This is a genomic window from Amycolatopsis bullii (assembly GCF_014654205.1).
GTDB classification, from domain to species: domain Bacteria; phylum Actinomycetota; class Actinomycetes; order Mycobacteriales; family Pseudonocardiaceae; genus Amycolatopsis; species Amycolatopsis plumensis.
In genome coordinates, this window is sequence record NZ_BNAW01000031.1 from 76,166 (window position 1) to 96,231 (window position 20,066).

The following is a 20,066-nucleotide window of genomic DNA, read 5'->3' on the forward strand; positions in this document are numbered from 1 at the left end:
ACGCGGCGCCCGCCGCGCCACCGGGGGATCCGATCGGCGCGGTGGTGGGTGCGCTGGTTCCGCAGGCAACGCCGGGGAGTGCGCGGGCGCCGGAAGCCCCGGGCCGGGAGACTTCGGCGGCGGTGCGGTCCGGTGCGGGTTCGAGGACAACGCGCGCGGCGGCGCGGGTTTCGCGGGCCGCAGAGCCGGTGTCGCCGGTGCGTCCGGCCGAGCCGGTTGGGCGTGCTGTGGGCGCTGCGGGCCGAACCGCCGCTGCGGTGGCGGCGCCGGTGGCGGGTACTGTCTCGGCGGCTGCTTCGCCGGGGCCTTCGAGTACCGCTGCGGTGGCGGAGCCCGTGGCGGTCGCGGTGCGTTCGGCGGGGCCGGTGGCGCGCACGGTCGCAGCCTCCGCTTCGCCTGTGACTTCAAGCGCCACCGCCGTCACCGAGCCGGTGGCGCGTGCTGTCGGCGCTGTGGTCGCCCCGCTGGGCGGAACCACAGTCGCGATTGCCGGGCCGGTGACCGGCGTCGTGCGTTCTGCCGGACCCGTGACCCATGCCGTCGGCCCGGTGCTCTCGCCGGTGACCGAAACCGCCACCGCGCTCGTCTGGCCCGTGGTGCGGTCCACCCTGCCGGTGATCGAGCCCCTCACCCGCGCCGCGAAGGCGTTGCTCTCGCCGGTGACCGGGGCCGTCGCCGTGCTCGTCGAGCCGGTCTTCTCCGCCGTCGACGCGCCCGTTGCCGACCTCGCCGGGGCTCTCACCAGTGTCGTCAAGCCCGCGGCCGGATCCGCTTCTCCCGTGGTCACCGGCCTTCTCGCCCCCGTCGACGATGATGCCGGGCGGTCCGTCCTCGCGCCGTTGGCCAGGGCCGTCGAAGCGTCCGCGACCGCCGGCCCTGTCGTCCGGGCTGTCTTTCCGGCCGCCGTGCCCGTGACGGGCCCGCCGGCCCCGCGGCCCACCCCGGTCCTCGAGAAGGCCGCACGCGTGGTCGCGCCCGGCTGCTCCGCGACCGTCTCCGCCACGGGGCCGCGCCGGGGGACGGCTCACCACTCCGCGGCCCAGCTCGGCGGTCCGCGGCGCGGGGAGGCTCCGGTGTACCCCGGCGCGCCCGGGTCGTCGTCCGATGTTGCCTCCGGGGGCGGCTCCCCGCTGCCGCCCGCCTTCCTGACCGCGGGCCATGCCCCGCACCACCTCCGGGCGTCCACCGGGACGCACGGGGTCTTCGTGCCGCTGTGGCGGCCCTCCGAACCGGGCACCGGGCCCGGATAGCCCGTTTCCGATCTTCCGCCTGTCGTGTGCTCCGCGGCGCGATCCGCGCTGCCCGCGACTGCCGTACCGAACCGAACAACCAAGCGTGGAAGAGGGACGAAATGGAAGCGAGCGTGTTCGACCTGGGGAAGGTGCGAAGAGACGCGGTGGTCACCGTCCGCCTGGACGCGATGGCCAACGTCAGGCTCCTGACGGCGGTCAACTTCCAGGCCTACCGGCGCCGGCAGTACTACCGGATGCACGGCGGGGTGGCCACCGCACCGATGTTCAAGATCCACATCCCGGCGAACGCCCACTGGTTCCTGGTGATCGACGTCGAGGGCCTCGAAGCCCGGCCCCTGCGCCCGCGGGTGAGCGTCGAACCGGAAGCGGCCGTCACCTCCCGTGGACGCGGCCGAGAGTGAACCCTCCCTTCGCGGCCCCGGGATCCGGGGCCGCGAAGGGGAACGCGTCGGCGACCGGATGCGGGGTACCCGGCCCGGATGCAGACGTTCCTGCCGTGCACCGACTTCACCGCCAGCGCCCGCACGCTCGACCGCCGCCGGCTCGGCAAGCAGCGCGTGGAGGCGCTGCAGGTGCTGCGCGCGCTGGTGATCCCCGGCTACGGCTGGCGCCACCACCCGGCGGCGAAGATGTGGACCGGCTACGAGGAGGCCCTGACGCGGTACGGCCTCGAAGTCTGCGCGGTGTGGTGCGAGCTGGGCGCGGCGGACACGTGCGCGGTGAAGCTGGGGGAGGAGTTCACCCGATCGGTGCGCAGAGCCGAGGTCCGAACCCAGGCCGAGCTCACGGCGGCGGGCGACGTGCCCCCGTGGCTCGGCGACGAATCGCTGCACCGCAGCCACCAGTCGGCACTGGTGCGCAAGGACCCGGACCACTATGGCGCGCAGTTTCCCGGGGTACCGCCGGATCTGCCGTACGTGTGGCCGCCCTCGGACCGCCCGAGCCGGACGGCCTGACCGGACCGGACAGCTTGACCGGCCGAGCGGGAGTGGCTTGACCGGGCCGGGCAGCTTGGCCGGGCCGGGCGGGTTGCTTGGCGGGGCGGCATGACCGGCCGAGCGGGGTGGCTTCGCCGGACCGAGCGGGGCAGCTTGGCCGGGCTGAGCAGGGCAGCTCGACCGGCCGAGTGTCCCGGCTTGGCCGGTCCAAGCCGCGCGCCCCGACCCGCCGAACCGCAGCCCGCTCGACCCCGGCCGCCCTCCCGCACCACGCAGTGAATGACCCATTCCTGACCTCCGACGCCATGAATGAGTCATTCACTGCATCCCCCGCCGGACCTGCGGCTCCACTGGTCCGCATCCCCCTCCGGCCCCGTCCTTCGGAGGATTTACAACGTTGTACCAACGATGTAAAAAAGTCCCTGCCGGGCTCGCCCGCCGTTGGAAGGGGCCATCGATGTCCTCCCGAGAACACCTCACCCGCCGTGATCTGCTCCGGCTCGCCGGAGGTTCCGCCGCTGCCGTCGCCGCCGCCCTCTGGCTGCCCGGGACCGCCGCCGCCGGGACGTTCAGCCCGATCCGGCCGCCCGCCACCCCGCTGATCGTCCGCTCGCCCTACCTGTCGACCTGGCAGGCCGCCGACAGCCTCCCCGGCACCTGGTCGAGCTTCTGGACCGGCCACATCACCGCCCTCTGCGGCATCGCCCGCATCGACGGGACCGCCTACCTCTTCGCCGGCGCGCCCGGCAGCCCGGCCCTGACCCCGATGACGCAGGTGAGCCTCCAGGTCACCGGCACCCGCTCGAGCTACGTGCTCACCGGCGGCGGCGTGAACCTCACCGTCACCTTCTTCTCCCCGGTCGACCCGGCCAACCTGCAGCGCCAGTGCGTCCCGTTCGGGTACGTCACCCTCCAGGCCGCCAGCGCCGACGGCCGCGCGCACACCGTCGCCCTGCACTTCGACACCTCCGCCGAGTGGGTGCACGGCAACACCGCCACCCCGGTCACCTGGACCCAGCAGCAAGCCGGCGGGTACACCCTGCTCAGCTGCACCCCCGCGAACCCCGGCGTGCTGCAGGAGAACGGCGACCAGGCCAGCTGGGGCTCACTCGTGCTCGGCGCCCCGGCGTCGGGCACCACCTGGCAGATCGGCCAGGACACCGTCGTGCGCGCCGCCTCGGCGGCCCAGGGCACCTTGAACAACACCAGCGACCCCGCCCAGCCGCGGGCGATCAACGACCGGTGGCCGGTGCTGGCCTTCGCCAAGAACCTCGGCACGATCCCGGCCGGTGGCAGCTCGGCGCCGTTCACGCTCTCGATCGGGCACGTCCGCACCCCCGCGGTCCGCTACCTCGGCACCGAACTCCGTCCCTGGTGGACGCACTACTGGGGCAGCTGGCCGGACATGGCGGTGTGGTTCGCGAACGACTACGCCGCCGCCCTCAGCGCCGCCACCGGGATCGACCAGCGGCTGCACGACGACGCCGTCGCCGCGGCCGGGGGCGGCAGCACCGGCGAGCACTACGCCGGGATCTGCGCGCTCGCCCTGCGCCAGGCGTTCGGCGGCACCGAGCTGGTCGACCGGGGCGGTGCGCCGTGGGCGTTCCTCAAGGAGATCTCCTCCAACGGCAACATGTCCACAGTGGACGTCACCTATCCGGCGTTCCCGGCCTACCTCCACCTTTCCCCGGCCTACCTGCGGCTGCTGCTGGAGCCGCTGCTCGACTACGCCGAGCGCGGCGGCTGGCCGATGGCGTTCGCCGAGCACGACCTCGGCACCCACTACCCGGACGCGACCGGGCACAACGACGGCAACGAGGAGAGCATGCCGGTCGAGGAGTCGGCCAACATGCTGATCATGGCGGCCGCGCTGGTGCAGCGGCTGCCGCAAGCCGACGCCGCCGCCTTCGTGAACGCCCACTACCGGATCCTGCGGCAGTGGGCGGAGTACCTGGTCGCCAACACCCTCGACCCGGGCTTCCAGAACCAGACCGACGACTTCACCGGCTTCATCGCCCACAGTGCGAACCTCGCGCTGAAGGGGATCATCGGCGTCGGCGCGATGGGCGTCATCGCCGCGGCGGCGGGCAACGCGGCCGACGCCCAGCGGTACCGGTCGACGTCCCGCAGCTACGTCAGCCAGTGGGTGACGCTCGCCGAGGACGGCCAGCACCTGCGCCTGGCCTACGACCAGCCCGGCACCTGGAGCCTGAAGTACAACGGCTTCGCCGACCGCGTGCTCGGCCTCGACCTCGTGCCGCTCGGCGTCGCGGCGCAGGAGGCCGCCTGGTACCAGGCCCGCGCGGGCGCCCACGGCGTCCTGCTCGACCCGCGAAACAACTACACGAAGGCCGACTGGGAGCTGTGGACTGCGGCCTGGCTCGCCGACCAGCCGAACATCCGCACCACCCTGGTCGAAGGCGTCTACAGCTACGCGAACACCACGCCCCAGCGCGTGCCGTTCTCCGACTGGTACGTCGTCGCCGACGCGACCCAGCGCGGCTTCCAGGCCCGCCCGGTCGCCGGCGGCTACCTGGCGCTGCTGACCCGGCCGGCCGCGTCGACGACGGTGTGGCGGAAGCTGCAGAACCAGCGGTCGGGCAAGGTCCTGGCCGTCCAGGACATGTCGCTGGCCGACACCGCCGAGGTCACGCAGTGGTCGGACAACGGCACCGCCGACCACCTGTGGGCCGTCGTGGACAACGGCGACGGCACGGTCCGGATCGTCAACCGCAACAGCGGCAAGGTCCTCGCCGTGCACGACCAGAGCCTCGACAACGGCGCCCACGTCCAGCAGTACCGTGACAACGGCACCCCGGACCACAACTGGCGGATCGTCGACGCCGGCGGCGGCTGGTCGAAGCTCGTCAACGTCCGCAGCGGCAAGGTCATGGCGGTCGACCAGCAGTCCACGGCGGACGGTGCCCAGGTGACCCAGTGGGACGACAACGGGACCCCCGACCACCTGTGGCGGTTCGCCTGATCCCGGTTTGCGACACTGGCGCCCGTGTGCGCCGACTTCACCCGGATCCACCGCTTCCTCGAGGAGCGTGACCCGCCGACGCCGTGCCTGGTCGTCGACACCGACGTCGTCGCGGCGCGGGCGCGGGAGTTCGGCGCGGCGTTCCCCGGCGCGCTGATCCGGTACGCGGTCAAGGCCAACCCGGCGCCACCGGTGCTCGACGCGCTGGTGGCGGCCGGGATCGGCTTCGACGTCGCCGGCCCGGCCGAGCTGGAGCTGTGCCTCGGCCGCGGGGCCGATCCGGCGGACATCGCCTACGGCAACCCGATCAAGAAACCGCGGGACATCGCCTTCGCGTTCGGCCGCGGGGTCCGGGAGTTCACTTCGGACGCCCCTGCCGACGTCGACCACCTGGGCCGGTACGCGCCCGGCTCGGCCGTGTCGATCCGCGTCGTGCTCGACGCGCCGGACTCGGCGACCCCGTTCGGCCGGAAGTTCGGCTGCGCCCCGGCCGAAGCACTCGACCTGGTGCTGCGGGCGGCCGAGCGGGGGCTGCGGCCGGGCATCGCCTTCCACGTCGGCTCGCAGCAGCCGGACGTCACCGCCTGGCCGATCGGCATCGCCGCGGCGGCGAAGCTGTTCGGCGAGGCCGCGGCGCACGGCGTCGCGATGACGCGGCTCAACCTCGGTGGCGGCTTCGCGACGACCCACCGCACGGCCGTCCCGCCCTTGGCCGCGTACGCGTCGGCGATCGCGTCGGCGCTGGACACGTCGTTCCCGGGCGGCCGGCCGGAGCTGCTGCTCGAGCCGGGCCGGGTGCTCGTCGCGGACGCCGGCCTGCTGCGGACCGAGGTCGTGCTGGTCGCGCACCGGGACGAGCGGCGCTGGGTGTACCTCGACATCGGCCGCTACAACGGGCTCGCCGAGGCCGAGAACGAAGCGATCGCCTACCGGGTCGAACCGGTGGACGCCCACGACGGCCCGGACGGCCCGGTGGTCCTCGCCGGGCCCACCTGCGACGGCGACGACGTGCTCTACCAGCGGACGCCGTACCGGCTGCCGGTGTCGCTGGGCAGCGGCGACCGGCTCGACCTGCCGGGCACCGGGGCCTACACCGCGAGCTACGCGTCGGTGGCGTTCAACGGGATCGAGCCGCTGCGCACGTACTGCATCGGGCGGTGGGGAGATGCCTGACGTGGGCCGGTTCACCGGGCGGCACGTGCTCGCCGAGCTGCACGGCGTCGATCCGGGCCTGTTGGACGACCCGGTGCGCCTCGGGGAGCTGCTGCGGTCCGCGGTGACGGAGGCGGGTGCGACGGTCCTCGACGTCGTCGCGCAGCGGTTCACGCCGCAGGGCGCCACGGTGATCGCGCTGCTGGCCGAGTCGCACGCCTCCGTCCACACCTACCCGGAGCACGGGTCGCTCTTCGCCGACGTGTTCACCTGCGGGGAACGCGCGGATCCCGAGCACGCCCTGCGGTTGCTGGCGGCGTCGTTGCACGCCGCGTCCGTCCACCTGTCGGTCCTCCACCGGGGAGAACGCTGATGCCCCTGATCCACGAACCGGTCGGCGACGGCCTCACCCGCGTCTGGGAGGTCGGCGACGTGCGGTTCCACGAGCGCACGCCGTACCAGGAGGTGCTGATCGGGACGACCGCGCAAGGGGTTTCGCTGTTCTGCGACGGCGAGCGCCAGAGCACCGAAGCCAGCCAGCTGGTCTACCACGAAGCGCTGATGGTGCCCGCGCTGCTGCTGGCCGAGCAGGTGCGGCGGGTCCTGATCGTCGGGTCGAGCGAGGGGGTCGCGAGCGAGCTGGCGGTCGCCGCGGGCGCCGGGCTGGTCGACCACGTCGACATCGACGAGCGGGCCGTGCGCGCGTGCGCCGAGCACCTGCCCTACGGCTACACCCCGGCGGACCTCGCGCGGGCCGAGCGCGGGGACGGCCCGATCCGGGTGTCCTATGCGGACGGCTGGGCCTTCCTCGCCGCGGCCGAAGACCGGGGCGAGACCTACGACGTGGTCGTGATCGACCTGCCGGACGAGACCACCGATCCGGCCGCGCAGCACAATCGCTTGTACGGCAAGGAATTCCTCGCCCGCTGCGCCCGCCTGCTGGCGCCGGGCGGGGTGGTGACCTGCCAGGCGGGCTGCCCGACGCTGTGGCGCAACGAGACGCTGCGCGCGTCCTGGCGCCGGTTTCGCGAGGTGTTCGGTGCGGTGCTGTACTTCGGCTCCGACGAGCACGAATGGGCGTTCCTCTCCGGCCGCGCGGAGCCGGTCGGGAACCCGGGTGCGCTGGTGGCCCGGCGGTTCGCCGAGCGGGGGACCGCGGCGGCGACGCTGGACGCCGAAGCGCTGCTCGGCGGCTGCACCCCGCCGCGTTCCCTGCGCACCGGTGGTCCGGATCAGCCGTCTTGACCTTCGATTCCCCGAATATCGAGCCCCGGGAAAGATGAATGAGCGGGAAATGGATTTCCCGTGCTCGGCGCTTCTCTCGTGTTACTCCGTTCAGTGGCCGTCGAAAAGGTTGCGATCGCGCTACGATCCTCTCCGCGCGCGATCATCATCACCACCAGGCACCGTGGCCCAATGGGAGGAGCGTCATGCTCGGTATGTCGGTCGTAGGCGCAATGATTCTGTCCACCCTCGTCGCTCCCTTCGATTCCTCGGTGGCATCGGCCCCGAGCGAAAAGATCACGCTCGACATCAAGACGATCAACGGTTCCGGCTGCCCGGCGGGCACGGCCGACGCCTCGGCCGACGTCGCCGCCGACAACACCTCGTTCACGGTGCACTACAGGAACTTCACCGCGAAGGCCGGCGGGGGCGCGTCTGCGCTCGAGGCCCGGAAGAACTGCCAGATCAACGTGCTCGTCCACGTGCCACAGGGGTTCACGTATGCGATCGCCGAGGCGGAGTACCGCGGCTTCGCGCACATCGAGAGCGGGGCGAGCGCGCTCGAGCAGGCGAACTACTACTTCACCGGGACCGCGCCGACCGCCCGGGTGCGGCACACCTTCCCCGGCCCGTTCCACGGCGTGTGGCGCGCTTCCGACGTCACCGACGTGGCCGAGCTGGTGTTCGCCCCGTGCGGGGAGAGCCGCAACCTGAACATCAATGCGGAACTGCGCGCCGACGCGGGTTCCTCGTCCGGTTCCAGTTTCATCGAAATGGATTCCGAACACGCGAGCGTGGACACGATTTACCATTTCGCGTGGAAGACCTGCTGAATTCCGGCGGTCATTGTCACGGCGCCCGCTCACCGGAACCCCTCGCCGGTGAGCGGGTTTGCCGCTGTTCAGACGTGGGTGACCCGCTCGGATTCGAGGATCCGGACGTTCAGCCGTGCGGGCCGTCCGGGGGAACCCGCCGAGCACGGACTTCAGCCCCGGTGCCCCCGCAGTCGCGGGAAGGGCGGCCGAGGTTCTCCGCGGGGCCAGATGAGACGTGGATCACCCGGCCAGGCCGCGGCCGAAGTCAGGTCCGGGCCGGGCTCCGCTTTGTTTCGGGGCCCGGCACCAAGCGGCACCGTCGTTCGAACCGTTCCATCAGAACGGTGGCGATCAGGACGGCCACTGGGGTGCTCACCGCGATCCACATGTAGGAATAGCTACCCAGCCCGCCGCGCTCTCAATCGCGCGCGGACAGCCGGGTGATCAGGTCCAGCAGGCCGGCGCGGAAGGCGTCGTCGTCGCCGAGCCCGCCGAGCAGGGCGGGTTCCGCGCGCACGGCCTCGTCGTGCACCGCGCGGCCGCTCGCGGTCAGCCGGGTCAGGTGGCGGCGGGCGTCGGCCGGGTCCGCCGTCCGGGTGACGAACCCGGCCTTGGCCAGCCGGTCGAGCGTGCGGCTCATCGTCTGATCGGTCACCTGGCAGCGCTGGGCCAGCGTCCGCTGGGGGAGTGGCCCGTCGCGCAGCGTGTGCAGCGCGATGAGCCCCGCGTGGGTGAGGCCCATGCCGTCGAGCACGGCCACCCAGCGCTGCTCCACCAGCCGCGCGGCCACGGCCAGCAGCCGGCCGGTCGGCCAGGTGCTCAGGTCGGGTTCGGGGGTTGTGCTCACCATCACTCCGGGTCGTCGTGCAGAATGTTCAGCTTGCTGAACAATTGGGCGTGTTCGCGCTCGAAAGGACCTTAGCGACCATGAACGAGAACCCGCGCCGCCTCCGCTGGCTGATCCCGGCCCTCCTGGTGATCGCCTGGCTCGGCCTGGGCGGGTTCGGCGGTCCCTTCGCCGGCAAGCTCGGCGAGGTCGCGAAGAACGACAACGCGGCTTTCCTGCCACGCTCGGCCGAAGCCACCGAGGTCGCCGACGAGCAGAAGGCGTTCAGCCCGCGCCAAGTGCTGCCCGCGACCGTCGTCGCCGAGCGCACGAGCGGCCTGACCGGCGAAGACCGCCGGTTCCTCGAGGCCAAGGCGCGGGAACTGGGCAGCGTCCCCGGCGTGGCCGGCCCGCTCGGCCGGCCGCAGCAGGCACCCCGGGACGACCAGGCCGCGCAGCTGGCGGTGCCGATCTTCGCCGACGGCAACCCGGCGGACGTCGTCAAGGAGGTCCGGGCGCACCTCGGCGGCGCTCCGGAGGGGCTCACCGTGCTCGTCACCGGGCCGGCCGGGCAGATCGCCGACCTCGTCAAGGCGTTCGGGGGCATCGACGGCATCCTGCTGCTCGTCGCCGGCGGCGTGGTCGCGCTGATCCTCGTCGCGGTCTACCGCAGCCCGCTGCTGCCGTTCCTCGTCCTGCTGTCGGCGGTGTTCGCGCTCGGCCTGGCCAGCCTCGTCGTCTACCTGCTGGCGAAACACGACGTCCTGGCGCTGAACGGCCAAAGCCAGGGCATCCTCTCGATCCTCGTCTTCGGCGCGGCCACCGACTACGCGCTCCTGCTGGTCGCGCGGTTCCGCGAGCAGCTGCGCGACACGCCGAGCCGGTTCGACGCCCTGAAGCTCGCCTGGCGCGCGACGCTCGAGCCGATCGCCGCTTCGGCGGGCACCGTCGTGCTCGGCGTGCTGTGCCTGCTGTTCAGCGACCTCAACTCCAACAAGGGACTCGGGCCGGTCGCGGCGATCGGTATCGGCGCCGCGCTGCTGGCCTCCACCACGTTCCTGCCTGCCGCACTGGCCCTGTGCGGGCGCGGCGCGTTCTGGCCGTTCAAGCCGGCGCTGGGCTCGCCGCACCCCGAGACGTCCGGGCTCTGGGGCGGGGTGGCGCGCCTGGTCGGCCGCCGCCCGCGCGTGGTCTGGGTGGTGACGGCGCTCGTGCTGGGCATCGGCGTCGCGTTCCTGCCGCAGCTCAAGGCGTCCGGCACCGCGCAGTCGGACGTCTTCCTGACCGAGGTCGAATCCGGGACGGGCCAGGAGATCCTCGGCAGGCACTTCCCGGGCGGCCTCGGCGCACCCGCGATCACGATCGCCGACGCGGGCGCGCTGCCCGCGGTCCTGCGCGCGTCCACAACAGACGGAGTGGCGCAGTCGTTCCCCTTGCCCGGCCCCGACGGCCGCCCCAAGGAGGTCGGCGGCCGCGTCCAGATCCTGTCGGTGCTGACCGATCCGGCGGACTCCGAGGCGGCGGTCGCCACGGTCGGCAGGCTGCGCGACGCGGTGCACGCGGTCCCGCAGGCGAACGCGAAGGTGGGCGGCCCGACGGCGATCCAGCTGGACACGCAGCAGACGTCGAAGCGCGACCGGGCGCTGATCATCCCCATCGTGCTGCTGGTGATCTTCCTGGTGCTGGCGTTGCTGCTGCGGTCGCTGCTGGCCCCGCTGCTCCTGATCGCCACGGTGGTCCTGTCGTTCGCGGCGACGATGGGCGTGTCGGCGCTGGTGTTCAACCACGTGTTCGGATTCCCGGGCGCGGACCCGGTGGTGCCGCTGTTCGGGTTCGTGTTCCTGGTGGCGCTGGGGATCGACTACAACATCTTCCTGATGACCCGGGTCCGTGAGGAGGCACTGACGCGGGGGACCCGGGAGGGAACGTTGCGCGGGTTGTCGCTGACGGGCGGGGTGATCACGTCGGCGGGCGTGGTGCTGGCGGCGACGTTTTCGGCGCTGGCGGTGATCCCGATCCTGTTCCTGGCGCAGATCGCGTTCATCGTCGCGTTCGGCGTCCTGCTGGACACGCTGCTGGTGCGTTCGCTGCTGGTGCCCGCGCTGACCATCGACGTCGGGCGGCGCATCTGGTGGCCGTCGAAGCTGGCGCGCCGGGAAGCGTAGGGGCACGCCGGCCGCACGCCTGCTACAGCATCGGCACCCGGTCCCGGTAGTGCGCCGAAGTATTCGGAAAAGTCCATGCGTTCTCGTCGGTCAGGCGACTGAACCCGTGTGGTCTAGACCATTCTGGGGTTCGTTGGCTAGTCTGCGCCGGTGACCGATCCCGTGTTCCTGATCACCGGTGCCTCCCGCGGCATCGGCGCCGCCACCGCCCGGCTCGCCGCCGAAGCCGGCTACCGCCTGGTCCTCGTCGCCCGCGACCAGACCCGCCTGAACGCCCTCGCCACCCGGCTGGGTGAGCCCGACCGGGTCTGGCCGGTCGCCTGCGACGTCACCGACTGGGCCCGGCTCAGCGGGCTCATCACCCGGGTGCGGGACACGTGGGGCCGGCTGGACGTCGTGTTCGCCAACGCCGGCGCCAGTGTGGTCACCTCGTTCCTCGGCCGCCACGGCGCGCCACCGGAGGAGTGGCGGGACATGGTGCTCGCCAACGTGTACGGCCCCGCCCTGACCGCCCGCGCCACCCTCCCGGCACTGGTCGACTCCGGCGGCCACCTGGTGCTGACCGGCTCGGCCGCGGGCCGCGGGGTGCGCCCGGGCAACCTGTACTCGGCGACGAAGTGGGCCGTCACCGGCCTGGCCCAGAACATCCGCGCCGAATGCGTCGGCACCGGCGTCCGCGTCACCCTGGTCCAGCCCGGGCTGGTGGACACCGGCGGCATCCCTGCCGAACGCGCCCAGGACCCCAAACTCGACCCCGCCGACATCGCCCGCGCGGTGCTGTACGCGGTCGGCCAGCCGGCGACGGTGGACGTGAACGAGATCCTCGTCCGCCCGGCCGGCCAGGACCCGTACCGCTGACGGAGGTTCGCTCAGGAGTCGCGGCGCGCGCGGGAGCCGGCCGCTTCGCCGGTGAGGTACGCGGCCGTGCCGGTGCGGGCGAGCAGCCGCTCCAGCGCGGGTGGCCGGTGGTCCAGGTGCAGCCGGGCCCCGGCGTCGGTCACCACGCGGCGCAGCTTCATCAGCTCCGAGAGCCCCGACGAGTCGCAGAAGCCGAGTTCGCTGCAGTCCAGGTGGACCTCACGGACGCCGGGACGACCGGCGAGCCGGTGGGTGACCAGCCGCAGGAGGGTGCCGGTGGTCGCGAACTCGAGGTCGCCGGTGATCGTCACGCGGGCCCTGCCCTCCTCCGGGGCGGTCCACGTGCAGGTCAGCCCGGTGGTCATGCCGGTTGCTCCGATCCGGCGGCCGGCTCCGCCAGGTGCGTGCGTGCGGTGCGGAGCATGCCGGTGGCCCGCGGGAAGTCGCGCAGCTCCGCCTCGAGCAGGTCGAGGGCCGGTCCCAGCGAGGCCGCCGGGACACCGCGCGCGGTCAGGATCCCGGCCGTCCAGCCCAGGAACCCGGTGAACAGCTCGCCGTCGCCGACGTAGAGGGCGGTGGCCAGGAATTCGACGATGTGCGCCAGGTCCTCGGCGGTGTACTGGCGCTGCAGGTCGGTGTAGGCCCGCATGGCCGGGATCCGCTCCTCCAGCCCGGCCAGCACCGTCTTCACCAGCCGGCCCGAGCTGCGCGTGACCAGCGTGTACTCCTGGTCGGCCAGGTGCGGCAGGTCGTCGAGCGGCTGGTGGGCGGTCTGCGGCCGGGGGAGCGGCTCGGCCAGCCGGTCGGCGGCCGCCCGCGCGTCCGGTGCCCACGCTTCGGCGCCCAGCAGCCGGGCGTACCGGCCGTCGGGCCCGAAGGCGGCGCCACCGGCGATGACCGGGGTCGCCGCGGCCTGGCACGCGGTGATCGTCGCGTGCGCGGTCGGCAGCCGGGTCGCCAGCGAGCCGGACAGCGCCACCGCGTCCGGGCCGGTCCGGTGCAGGTGGGCCACCAGGTGCGGGGCCGGCACCTGGGCGCCGAGGTAGTCGACGGTGAACCCGCGCAGCCGCAGCACCTCCGACAGCAGCCGGGCCGGCATCGCGTGCCACTCCCCGTCGACACAGGCGACGGTGATCCGGCCCCGGTGCGGCTCGGGCCGCTGCAGCACGTAGCCGAAGGTGGCGATGACACGGTCGTTGATCGCGGTCGCGGCGTGCTCCTGGGCGACGGTGAGGCGGTTCGCCGCCCACTCCGCGCCGACCCGCCGCTGCACCGCGCCGATCACGTCGAGCAGCACACTCTCCGGGGCGGTCCCGTCGCCGAGCGCCCGGACCACGATGTCGCCCGCGGCGTACTCGTCGCCGGTCGTGACGGCGTCCCACAGCCGTTCGGCGTGCTCGGCGACCGCGGTGGTGCGGGTGGCGGTGCTCACGCGGTGTACCTCCCGGGCCCGTGGCCGCCGACCGCGGCCAGGTGCCTGCCCCGCGGCGCGGTGATCGCCAGCACGGCCATGTCGTCGTGGGTGCCGCGCCCGATCCACTGCGAGGCGAGCATCTGGACGCGCTCGACGACGGCGTCGGCCGGCATGTTCGCGCACTCGGCCACGGCTTGCTTGAGCCGCTCTTCCCCGAACATGGCGTCCTCGAGTGGGCCGCCCTTCGCCTCGACGATCCCGTCGGTGTAGAGCAGGCAGGTCTCCCCGGGCTGCAGCGTGATGTCCGCGCTCGACGACTCGATCTCGGGCAGCACGCCGATCAGGGTGCCCTGGCTGTCGGCCTCCTCGACCCGGCCGTCGGCCCGCACGACCAGCGGCGGCGGGTGCCCCGCGCAGGTCACGCGCAGCCGGACGGTGGCGCCCTCCCGCCGCGCGGAGACCAGCACCAGGGTGACGTACCGGGCGTCGGTGTCGCCGCCGAGCGTGCGGTTCAGCAGGTCGAGCAGCCGGTGGTGGTCGTCGGCCATCGGCAGCAGCGCGCGCAGCGTGGTACGGATCTTGCCGGTCAGCACGGCCGCGTCCAGGCCCTTGCCGCAGACGTCGCCGAGCACGGCCAGCGACTCGTCGCCCTCGGCGGTGATCGCCGAATGGACGTCGTAGAAGTCGCCGCCGATCCGCTCTCCGTCGCGCGCCGGGCGGTAGCGGCCGGCGAATTCGATGCCGCCGAGCTGTTCGAGGGTCGGCGGGAGCAGCTCGCGCATGAGCGTGTCGGTGATCGACGCCTGCAGCGCGAACACCCGTGCCGCCGACATGGCCGCGCCGGCGCGGGCCGCGAACAGCCGGGCGAAGAGCTCTTCGGAGTCGGTGAACGACGCCCGGTCGCCGCGGCGCAGCAGGACCAGCGCCCCGGCGGGGACGCCGTGGCCGGGCAGCGGCGTCACGACGATCGAGCCGGCCGGGCCGAAGCCCGCCGGCAGCACCCACGACGGCGCGGCGTCGGGGTCGAGCCAGCGCGAGGGCACCGGCGGGAAACCCTGCAGCGCCTCGCCGAGGCCGGGCAGCTCGTCCGGGTCGACGTCCAGCGAGGCCCGGACCGGCTCGCCGCCGCGCACGCAGGAGACGGCCGGGAAGCTCGCGCCCGCGGCGGGCGCCAGCACGAAGGCGGCGTCGGCGAGGTGCTGCGCGGCCAGCCGGGCGGCGACCTCCATGCAGCGGTCCAGGTTGAGGGAGCCCAGCAACGCGGCCGAGGCGTCGCTGAGGAACGTCGTCCGTTCCTGCTCGCGGGCCAGTGCCTCGCGTGCCGTGCGGGCGTCGGTCTCGTCGAGGAGCCACCAGGTCACGGCGTCGCCGTGCGGGACCGGGTGCGCGGCGAAGCAGCGCTCACCGACCTCGCCGCGGACGACCTGGGCCGTGCCGCACTCGTGCGCTTCGGCCAGCCAGCCCGCGATCGCGCCGTCCGCCCCGCGGCCGGCCCCGGCCGCGGGGAACAGCAGGCCGGCGGCGTCGTTGAGCGCGCGGATCGTGCCGGACCGGTCGACCACGACCGCCGCGGCCGGTGCGGCCGCCCAGCCCGCGGTGCCGTCGATCGCGACGGCGGGCGCGGGGTGCGCCGGATCAGCCACGGGCACCCGCGGGATCCGGGTCGGTGACCAGCTCGGCCCACAGCGTCTTCCCGCTGGGCCGGCGCAGCTGTCCCCAGGCCGCGGCGCAGCGTTCCACCAGCAGGAGGCCGCGTCCGCCCTGGTCGGACGGCGCCCGGCGGCGGGCGGGCTCGCCCCCGCTGTCGTCGACCTCGATCCGCAGCTTGGCGGCGCCCGGCAGCAGGCGGACGTGGTAAGGCGCGCGGCCGTGGCGCAGCGCGTTCGACGTCAGCTCGTCCACCACCATGACCGCGGTGCCGACGAAGTTCGCCGGGAAGCCGCGCAGGACCGTCCGGACCCAGTGCCGGACCCGCGCCAGTTCGGAGAGCTCGGGAGAGATGCCGAGTTCGTGCCGGGCAAATCGGAGCTTCACGTCCGCCTCCTTCGCCGTGCCGGCCCCCGCGGGGAGGCCCTCCCCTTCTTCATGCCCGGAACCGGGCTCGCCGACACGGGTGTCCGAGGATGTCATGCGACACCCCGGGGGAGGAGGTCTCCGGAGCCGGGCGCGTCGGACGGCCGGCCATCACGAGAGTGCCGCTGCCGGGGCCGCGCTGCGTCGGTGGTCATCGAAAGCTCCAGGAGGGGGACGGGAGGGCGCGGGCTGGCGGCTCAACCCGTTCCGGACGCAATCTACCAGCGCTGTCGACCCCGGGCAGCTCGGTGCCCCCTCACCGTCCTTTAAGGACTTTCTCCGGCGGCGCGGGCGCCGGCGCCGGTTCCGCGGCCGCCGCGGGCACCACGGCGGCGTTCACCGTGCGCGTCAGCCGTTCGTAGGGCGCCCGGTGTTCGTCGTCGAGCAGCACCGCCAGCGGCGTCCAGACGCCCACGACGAACACCGACGCGGCGAGCGCGACCGGCAGGAGCAGCTGTTCGGGGTGGTGCGCCAGGTCCCAGCGGTCCAGGTCCAGCAGCAGCCAGGTGAGCCACAGCGGCGAAAGCAGGACGCCGTTGCGGACCAGCAGCGCGACCGGCCCGGCCCGCCGCCCGCCGCGGCGGGTCACCCGCAGCAGCATCGCGCGCTTGCCGGGCGTCGACCCGGTGACGGCGGGCAGCACCACGAACCACACGAGGGCGAGGATGACGATCGGGGTGTCGCGGTGGCGCAGGTCCTCGCCGAACAGCGTCAGCAGGCCGAAGAGGAACCCGAGCAGCGCGGCGAACCCGAGCAGGTCGGTGGCCAGCGCGAACAGCCGTCGGGTGAAGGTGACCTTCGCGGCGTAGCGGCGCCGGTCGTGCTCGGGTTCCGGCGACGGGAGGAGCCGCCCGAGCGGGCCGGCCACCAGCCAGCCCGCGACGACGCCGGCGGTGTTGAGCAGCAGGTCGTCGACGCTGAAGAGCCGGTACGGGCACGGGTAGAGGAACCACAGGCCGGTCAGCTGCGTCAGCTCGAAGAACAGCGACACGCCGAAGCCGACGAGCGTGGCGGGCAGCAGCCGCATCCGCTGGGCGTAGCGGACGTAAAAGCCCAGCGGCGCCAGCATCACGACGTTGAGCGCGGTGGTCCAGACCGCCGGGTTGTGCAGCAGCGCGCCGGGGCTCCAGTGGCCGCGGGCCCGCTGCGAAACCACCTCGACGAAGTAGAACGGCCGCAGCTGCGGGGAACTGGCGTAGGTGTGGCCCGCGCAGTACGCCGGGTCGGCGGGCAGCGGCAGCACCGTCTGCGTCGCGATCGCGAGCAGGTAGAACAGGAACGTGTAGAAGACGAACGTCGGCCACCCGCCGGCGCGGCCGCGACGGCGGTAGCTGACGAAGGCGGCCGGGAGCATCACGGCCAGCACGACGAGCGGGAACAGGAGCAGGGCGGTCCGGACGGGGACGAGGTAGGTGGCGACCACGGAGCCGGTGGTACCCAGCCGCGGGGGCGGCGAAGCGCGCTTCCCCCGGACGGCTGGGATTCACCGGCGGCGGCTCACTGCGGCGGCGCGTCCTGCCCGCCACCACCCTGCTTGTGCAGGAACTCCTTCGCCTTCTCCGAGCCCTGGTCGATCTTGTCGGAGTGCTGGCCGAAGCGCTGCTTGGCCGCCTCGGCGGCCTTGTCGACGCCCTGGTCGGCCTGATCCGGGTGCTGGCCGAGCGCTTCCTTCGCCTTGTCGAACAAATTCATCGTGACCTCCGGCCGGGATTCGATCTTCGGACACCCCGAGGAGAACACCGGGGATCCGGGCGCGCAACGCTTCTTCCCCTGTGCCGGGGATTTCGGGTGTTCCCGCGGGTGAATGCCGGGAGTGCGGGGTTTGGGGCGGACCCGTCCGGGTAGCAGTGGTTCCTTTTCGGGGGCCGGGCGGCCGATCGTCCGGATCGTCCCGCCGGGCCGCCCGGTGCCGGGGGCCCGCTTGAACCGCGCGCCGCGCCGGCCCGTATATCGGGTGACGATCGCCGCCCGGCCGCACGGGACGGCGGTCACCACCGCGCACCACGACGTGAGGCTCGCCATGGTTGGAAACATCGGTCTGCCGCTGGCGCGGCGCGCCCGCCGCACCCCGGGGCCGGCGACGGCCCTGCCCGACTTCGGGCTGCCCCGGCCCGGGCGGCGGCGCCACGTCGCCGCGAGCCGGGTGCTCACCGGCCTGGCCGCGCTGCTCGTGCTGTTCGCGCTGCTCGCCCCGGACGACCTCAGCTCGTTCTCCGCCGCGAACCTGATGCGCGTGCCGGTGGAGGGGCTCGTCATCGGCGCGTTCCTGCTGGTCCTGCCGCCACGGGCCCGCCGCGTCGCCGCCGTGCTCGCCGGGCTGGGGCTCGGGCTGCTCACCCTGCTGAAGGCCCTCGACACCGGCTTCTACGCGACTCTCGAGAAGCCGTTCGACCCGATCTACGACTGGAGCTTCTTCCACGCCGGCGTCGAGTTCCTCGCCGGGCAGATCGGGGACGCGGCCACCATCGCCGCGCTGATCGGCGCCGGCCTGCTCGCGGTGGCCGTCGTGGTGCTCATGGTGCTGGCGATGCTGCGGCTGAGCCGGATCGCGGCCGGGCGGCGGACCGGCGCGACCCGGGTCGTGGCCGTCCTCGCCGTGGTCTGGATCGTCTCTTCGGTGTTCGGCGTCGAGCTCGCGCCGGGGCAGCCGGTCGCCGCGCAGAGCGCCGCCGCGCTGGCCTACGGCGACCTGCGTCAGGTCGGCGCCGACCTGCGGGACCAGCGGCCGTTCGGGGAAGTGGCCGCCGAAGACGCGTTCCGGGCCACCCCGGGCGCGCAGCTGCTGAACGGGCTGCGCGGCAAGAACGTCGTGCTCACGTTCGTGGAGAGCTACGGCCGGGTCGCGCTCGACGACCCGGTCATCGAGGCGAAGATCGGCCCGACGCTCGACGCGGGCACGGCCGAGCTGCGCGCGGCGGGCATCGGCGCGAAGAGCGCGTTCCTGTCGTCCTCGACGTTCGGCGGCGGCAGCTGGCTGGCGCACTCGACGGTGCAGTCGGGGATGTGGATCGACAACCAGCAGCGGTACAACGACTTGCTCGCCAGTGACCGGCTGACCCTCGGCGGGGCGTTCCAGCGGGCGGGCTGGCGGACGGTCTGGGACGTCCCGGCGCACACGAAGGACTGGCCGGAGGGGCAGAAGTTCTACCACCCGGACGCCTACTACGACGCCCGTTCCATCGGCTACCACGGGCCGGGCTACGCCTACGCCACCATGCCCGACCAGTTCTCGCTCTCGATGCTGCAGCGCAAGGAGCTGGCGAACGCCTCGCCGCAGCGTCCGGTGATGGCGGAGGTCGACCTCGTCTCCAGCCACGCACCGTGGTCGCCGCGGCCCTGGCTGGTCGACTGGAACCAGGTCGGCGACGGCTCAGTGTTCAACCCCCAGCCCGCGGCGGGCGAAGCGCCGGAGTCGGTCTGGAAGGACCCGGAGAAGATCCGCGAGGCCTACCGCGACGCGACGGACTACTCGCTGAAGACGGTGATCTCGTTCGTCAAGCAGTACGGCGACGAGAACACGGTCCTGGTGTTCCTCGGTGACCACCAGCCGCCGGTGGTCACCCCGCAGGGCGCGGTCCACGACGTGCCGATCACGATCGTGGCCAAGGACCCGAAGGTCCTCGACCGGATCGCCGGCTGGGGCTGGCAGGACGGCCTGCACCCGGGGGCCGGGGCGCCGATCTGGAAGATGGACTCCTTCCGCGACCGCTTCCTGAACGCCTTCGCCCGCTGACCGTCCTCTTCGGACGGTCCGGCCCCCGCGCCGGGCGAGCGCGCCGGCGCGTCAAGGGACGACCGGGCACGTCCGGTGCCCGGCAGACTCCCGTTCGGTCCGCCGCCGGTGGGAACGTGTTCTACTTGGTTCAGACCTTTCCGCAATGCCGCGAAGGCCAGGTGACGGCGCGGCCGGCCGGTGGCCGGTTCGCGCCCTCCGTCATGCGCGGGAAAGCCTGTCGGGCAAGAGCAAAAGAAACTCCACAGTGGACTCGAAGCCGGGAATTCCGGACAGAAGACCGGACAAATCTGGACCGGGCGCGGACCTCGACCGCACACTCGGCGGACGGTGTGTTTCTTTCCCCGGCCTTGGAGGAGTTCCCATGCGTCGAAGAATCGCCCTGGCTCTCGGCGGCGCCACCGCCGTTCTCACCGCGTCCCTGACCGCCCTCACCCCCGCGGCCGCCCAGGCCTCGCCCGGGCTGATCGCGGCCATGCAGCGCGACCTCGGGCTCACCGCCACCCAGGCGTCGGCCCGGCTCACCCAGGAGATGACCGCCGCCCGGGTGCTGCCCGGCGCGCAGCGGGCCGCCGGCACCGCGTTCGGCGGCGCCTGGTTCGACCCCGCGCGGGGCAAGCTGGTCGTCGGCG

18 protein-coding genes and 1 pseudogene are annotated in these 20,066 nt (G+C 73.3%); 12 read left to right on the forward strand and 7 right to left on the reverse strand.

The features are described from left to right. Window positions 1-527 precede the first annotated feature (527 nt). The 8 genes from IE317_RS29000 (at window position 528) to IE317_RS29035 (ending at window position 8,383) form a co-directional block, all read left to right on the forward strand. A complete protein-coding gene (locus IE317_RS29000; protein WP_191314522.1) occupies window positions 528-1,250 on the forward strand; it encodes a hypothetical protein in 723 nt (240 codons plus the stop codon). A 101-nt stretch (window positions 1,251-1,351) separates the two neighbouring features. Beyond that, a complete protein-coding gene (locus tag IE317_RS29005) occupies window positions 1,352-1,654 on the forward strand; it encodes a DUF1883 domain-containing protein (RefSeq protein WP_191314523.1) in 303 nt (100 codons plus the stop codon). 78 nt (window positions 1,655-1,732) lie between these two features. After that, the gene (locus IE317_RS29010) at window positions 1,733-2,209 is read left to right on the forward strand and encodes an MSMEG_6728 family protein (RefSeq protein ID WP_191314524.1); all 477 of its coding nucleotides are present in this window, start codon (window positions 1,733-1,735) and stop codon (window positions 2,207-2,209) included. Window positions 2,210-2,648: 439 nt separating this feature from the next. After that, a complete protein-coding gene (locus tag IE317_RS29015) occupies window positions 2,649-5,174 on the forward strand; it encodes a glutaminase domain-containing protein (protein ID WP_191314525.1) in 2,526 nt (841 codons plus the stop codon). A gap of 24 nt (window positions 5,175-5,198) precedes the next feature. Further along, window positions 5,199-6,347, forward strand: coding sequence for a type III PLP-dependent enzyme (locus IE317_RS29020; protein ID WP_191314526.1), 1,149 nt, complete (start codon window positions 5,199-5,201; stop codon window positions 6,345-6,347). Next, window positions 6,340-6,699: an adenosylmethionine decarboxylase gene (gene speD, locus IE317_RS29025; RefSeq protein WP_191314527.1), complete on the forward strand. Its 360-nt coding sequence runs from the start codon at window positions 6,340-6,342 to the stop codon at window positions 6,697-6,699. The genes IE317_RS29020 and speD overlap by 8 nt, the downstream gene beginning before the upstream one ends. Then, window positions 6,699-7,571 carry a spermidine synthase gene (locus IE317_RS29030; protein WP_191314528.1) on the forward strand — a complete coding sequence of 291 codons (873 nt, stop codon included), beginning with the start codon at window positions 6,699-6,701 and terminating at the stop codon, window positions 7,569-7,571. Before speD ends, IE317_RS29030 begins: the two co-directional genes overlap by 1 nt. Window positions 7,572-7,756: 185 nt before the next feature. Then, complete coding sequence (locus IE317_RS29035; RefSeq protein WP_229902978.1) at window positions 7,757-8,383, forward strand: DUF4360 domain-containing protein; 627 nt, start codon at window positions 7,757-7,759, stop codon at window positions 8,381-8,383. Window positions 8,384-8,783: 400 nt separating this feature from the next. On the opposite strand, the gene IE317_RS29040 is transcribed toward IE317_RS29035, so the two are convergent. Beyond that, window positions 8,784-9,215, reverse strand: coding sequence for a MarR family winged helix-turn-helix transcriptional regulator (locus IE317_RS29040; RefSeq protein ID WP_191314529.1), 432 nt, complete (start codon window positions 9,213-9,215; stop codon window positions 8,784-8,786). A gap of 77 nt (window positions 9,216-9,292) precedes the next feature. Between IE317_RS29040 and IE317_RS29045 the strand changes: the two genes are divergently transcribed. Further along, window positions 9,293-11,356: an MMPL family transporter gene (locus IE317_RS29045; RefSeq protein ID WP_191314530.1), complete on the forward strand. Its 2,064-nt coding sequence runs from the start codon at window positions 9,293-9,295 to the stop codon at window positions 11,354-11,356. A 150-nt stretch (window positions 11,357-11,506) separates the two neighbouring features. Then, on the forward strand, window positions 11,507-12,214 hold the full coding sequence (locus IE317_RS29050) for an SDR family oxidoreductase (RefSeq protein ID WP_191314531.1): 708 nt from the start codon (window positions 11,507-11,509) through the stop codon (window positions 12,212-12,214). An 11-nt stretch (window positions 12,215-12,225) separates the two neighbouring features. Here IE317_RS29050 and IE317_RS29055 read toward each other — a convergent pair whose 3' ends face one another. The 6 genes from IE317_RS29055 to IE317_RS29080 form a co-directional block, all read right to left on the reverse strand. Then, entirely contained in the window at window positions 12,226-12,579 is a 354-nt protein-coding gene (locus IE317_RS29055; protein ID WP_191314532.1) for an STAS domain-containing protein, read from the reverse strand. Further along, the gene (locus IE317_RS29060; RefSeq protein ID WP_191314533.1) at window positions 12,576-13,646 is read right to left on the reverse strand and encodes a cobalamin B12-binding domain-containing protein; all 1,071 of its coding nucleotides are present in this window, start codon (window positions 13,644-13,646) and stop codon (window positions 12,576-12,578) included. Before IE317_RS29060 ends, IE317_RS29055 begins: the two co-directional genes overlap by 4 nt. After that, window positions 13,643-15,271, reverse strand: a complete 1,629-nt coding sequence (locus IE317_RS29065; protein ID WP_229902976.1) for a PP2C family protein-serine/threonine phosphatase — start codon at window positions 15,269-15,271, stop codon at window positions 13,643-13,645. Before IE317_RS29065 ends, IE317_RS29060 begins: the two co-directional genes overlap by 4 nt. Beyond that, window positions 15,264-15,662, reverse strand: coding sequence for an ATP-binding protein (locus tag IE317_RS29070; RefSeq protein WP_191314535.1), 399 nt, complete (start codon window positions 15,660-15,662; stop codon window positions 15,264-15,266). Before IE317_RS29070 ends, IE317_RS29065 begins: the two co-directional genes overlap by 8 nt. Before the next feature lie 295 nt (window positions 15,663-15,957). Further along, window positions 15,958-17,124 (reverse strand): VanZ family protein, encoded by a 1,167-nt coding sequence (locus IE317_RS29075; protein ID WP_191314536.1) that lies wholly within the window; start codon window positions 17,122-17,124, stop codon window positions 15,958-15,960. A 74-nt stretch (window positions 17,125-17,198) separates the two neighbouring features. Further along, the gene (locus IE317_RS29080; RefSeq protein WP_191314537.1) at window positions 17,199-17,393 is read right to left on the reverse strand and encodes an antitoxin; all 195 of its coding nucleotides are present in this window, start codon (window positions 17,391-17,393) and stop codon (window positions 17,199-17,201) included. Between the two features lie 328 nt (window positions 17,394-17,721). Here IE317_RS29080 and IE317_RS29085 point away from each other — a divergent pair, with 328 nt between their 5' ends. Then, complete coding sequence (locus IE317_RS29085; protein WP_191314538.1) at window positions 17,722-19,434, forward strand: sulfatase-like hydrolase/transferase; 1,713 nt, start codon at window positions 17,722-17,724, stop codon at window positions 19,432-19,434. 364 nt (window positions 19,435-19,798) lie between these two features. Beyond that, window positions 19,799-20,066: pseudogene (locus tag IE317_RS29090) on the forward strand (S1 family peptidase); the annotation flags it as partial.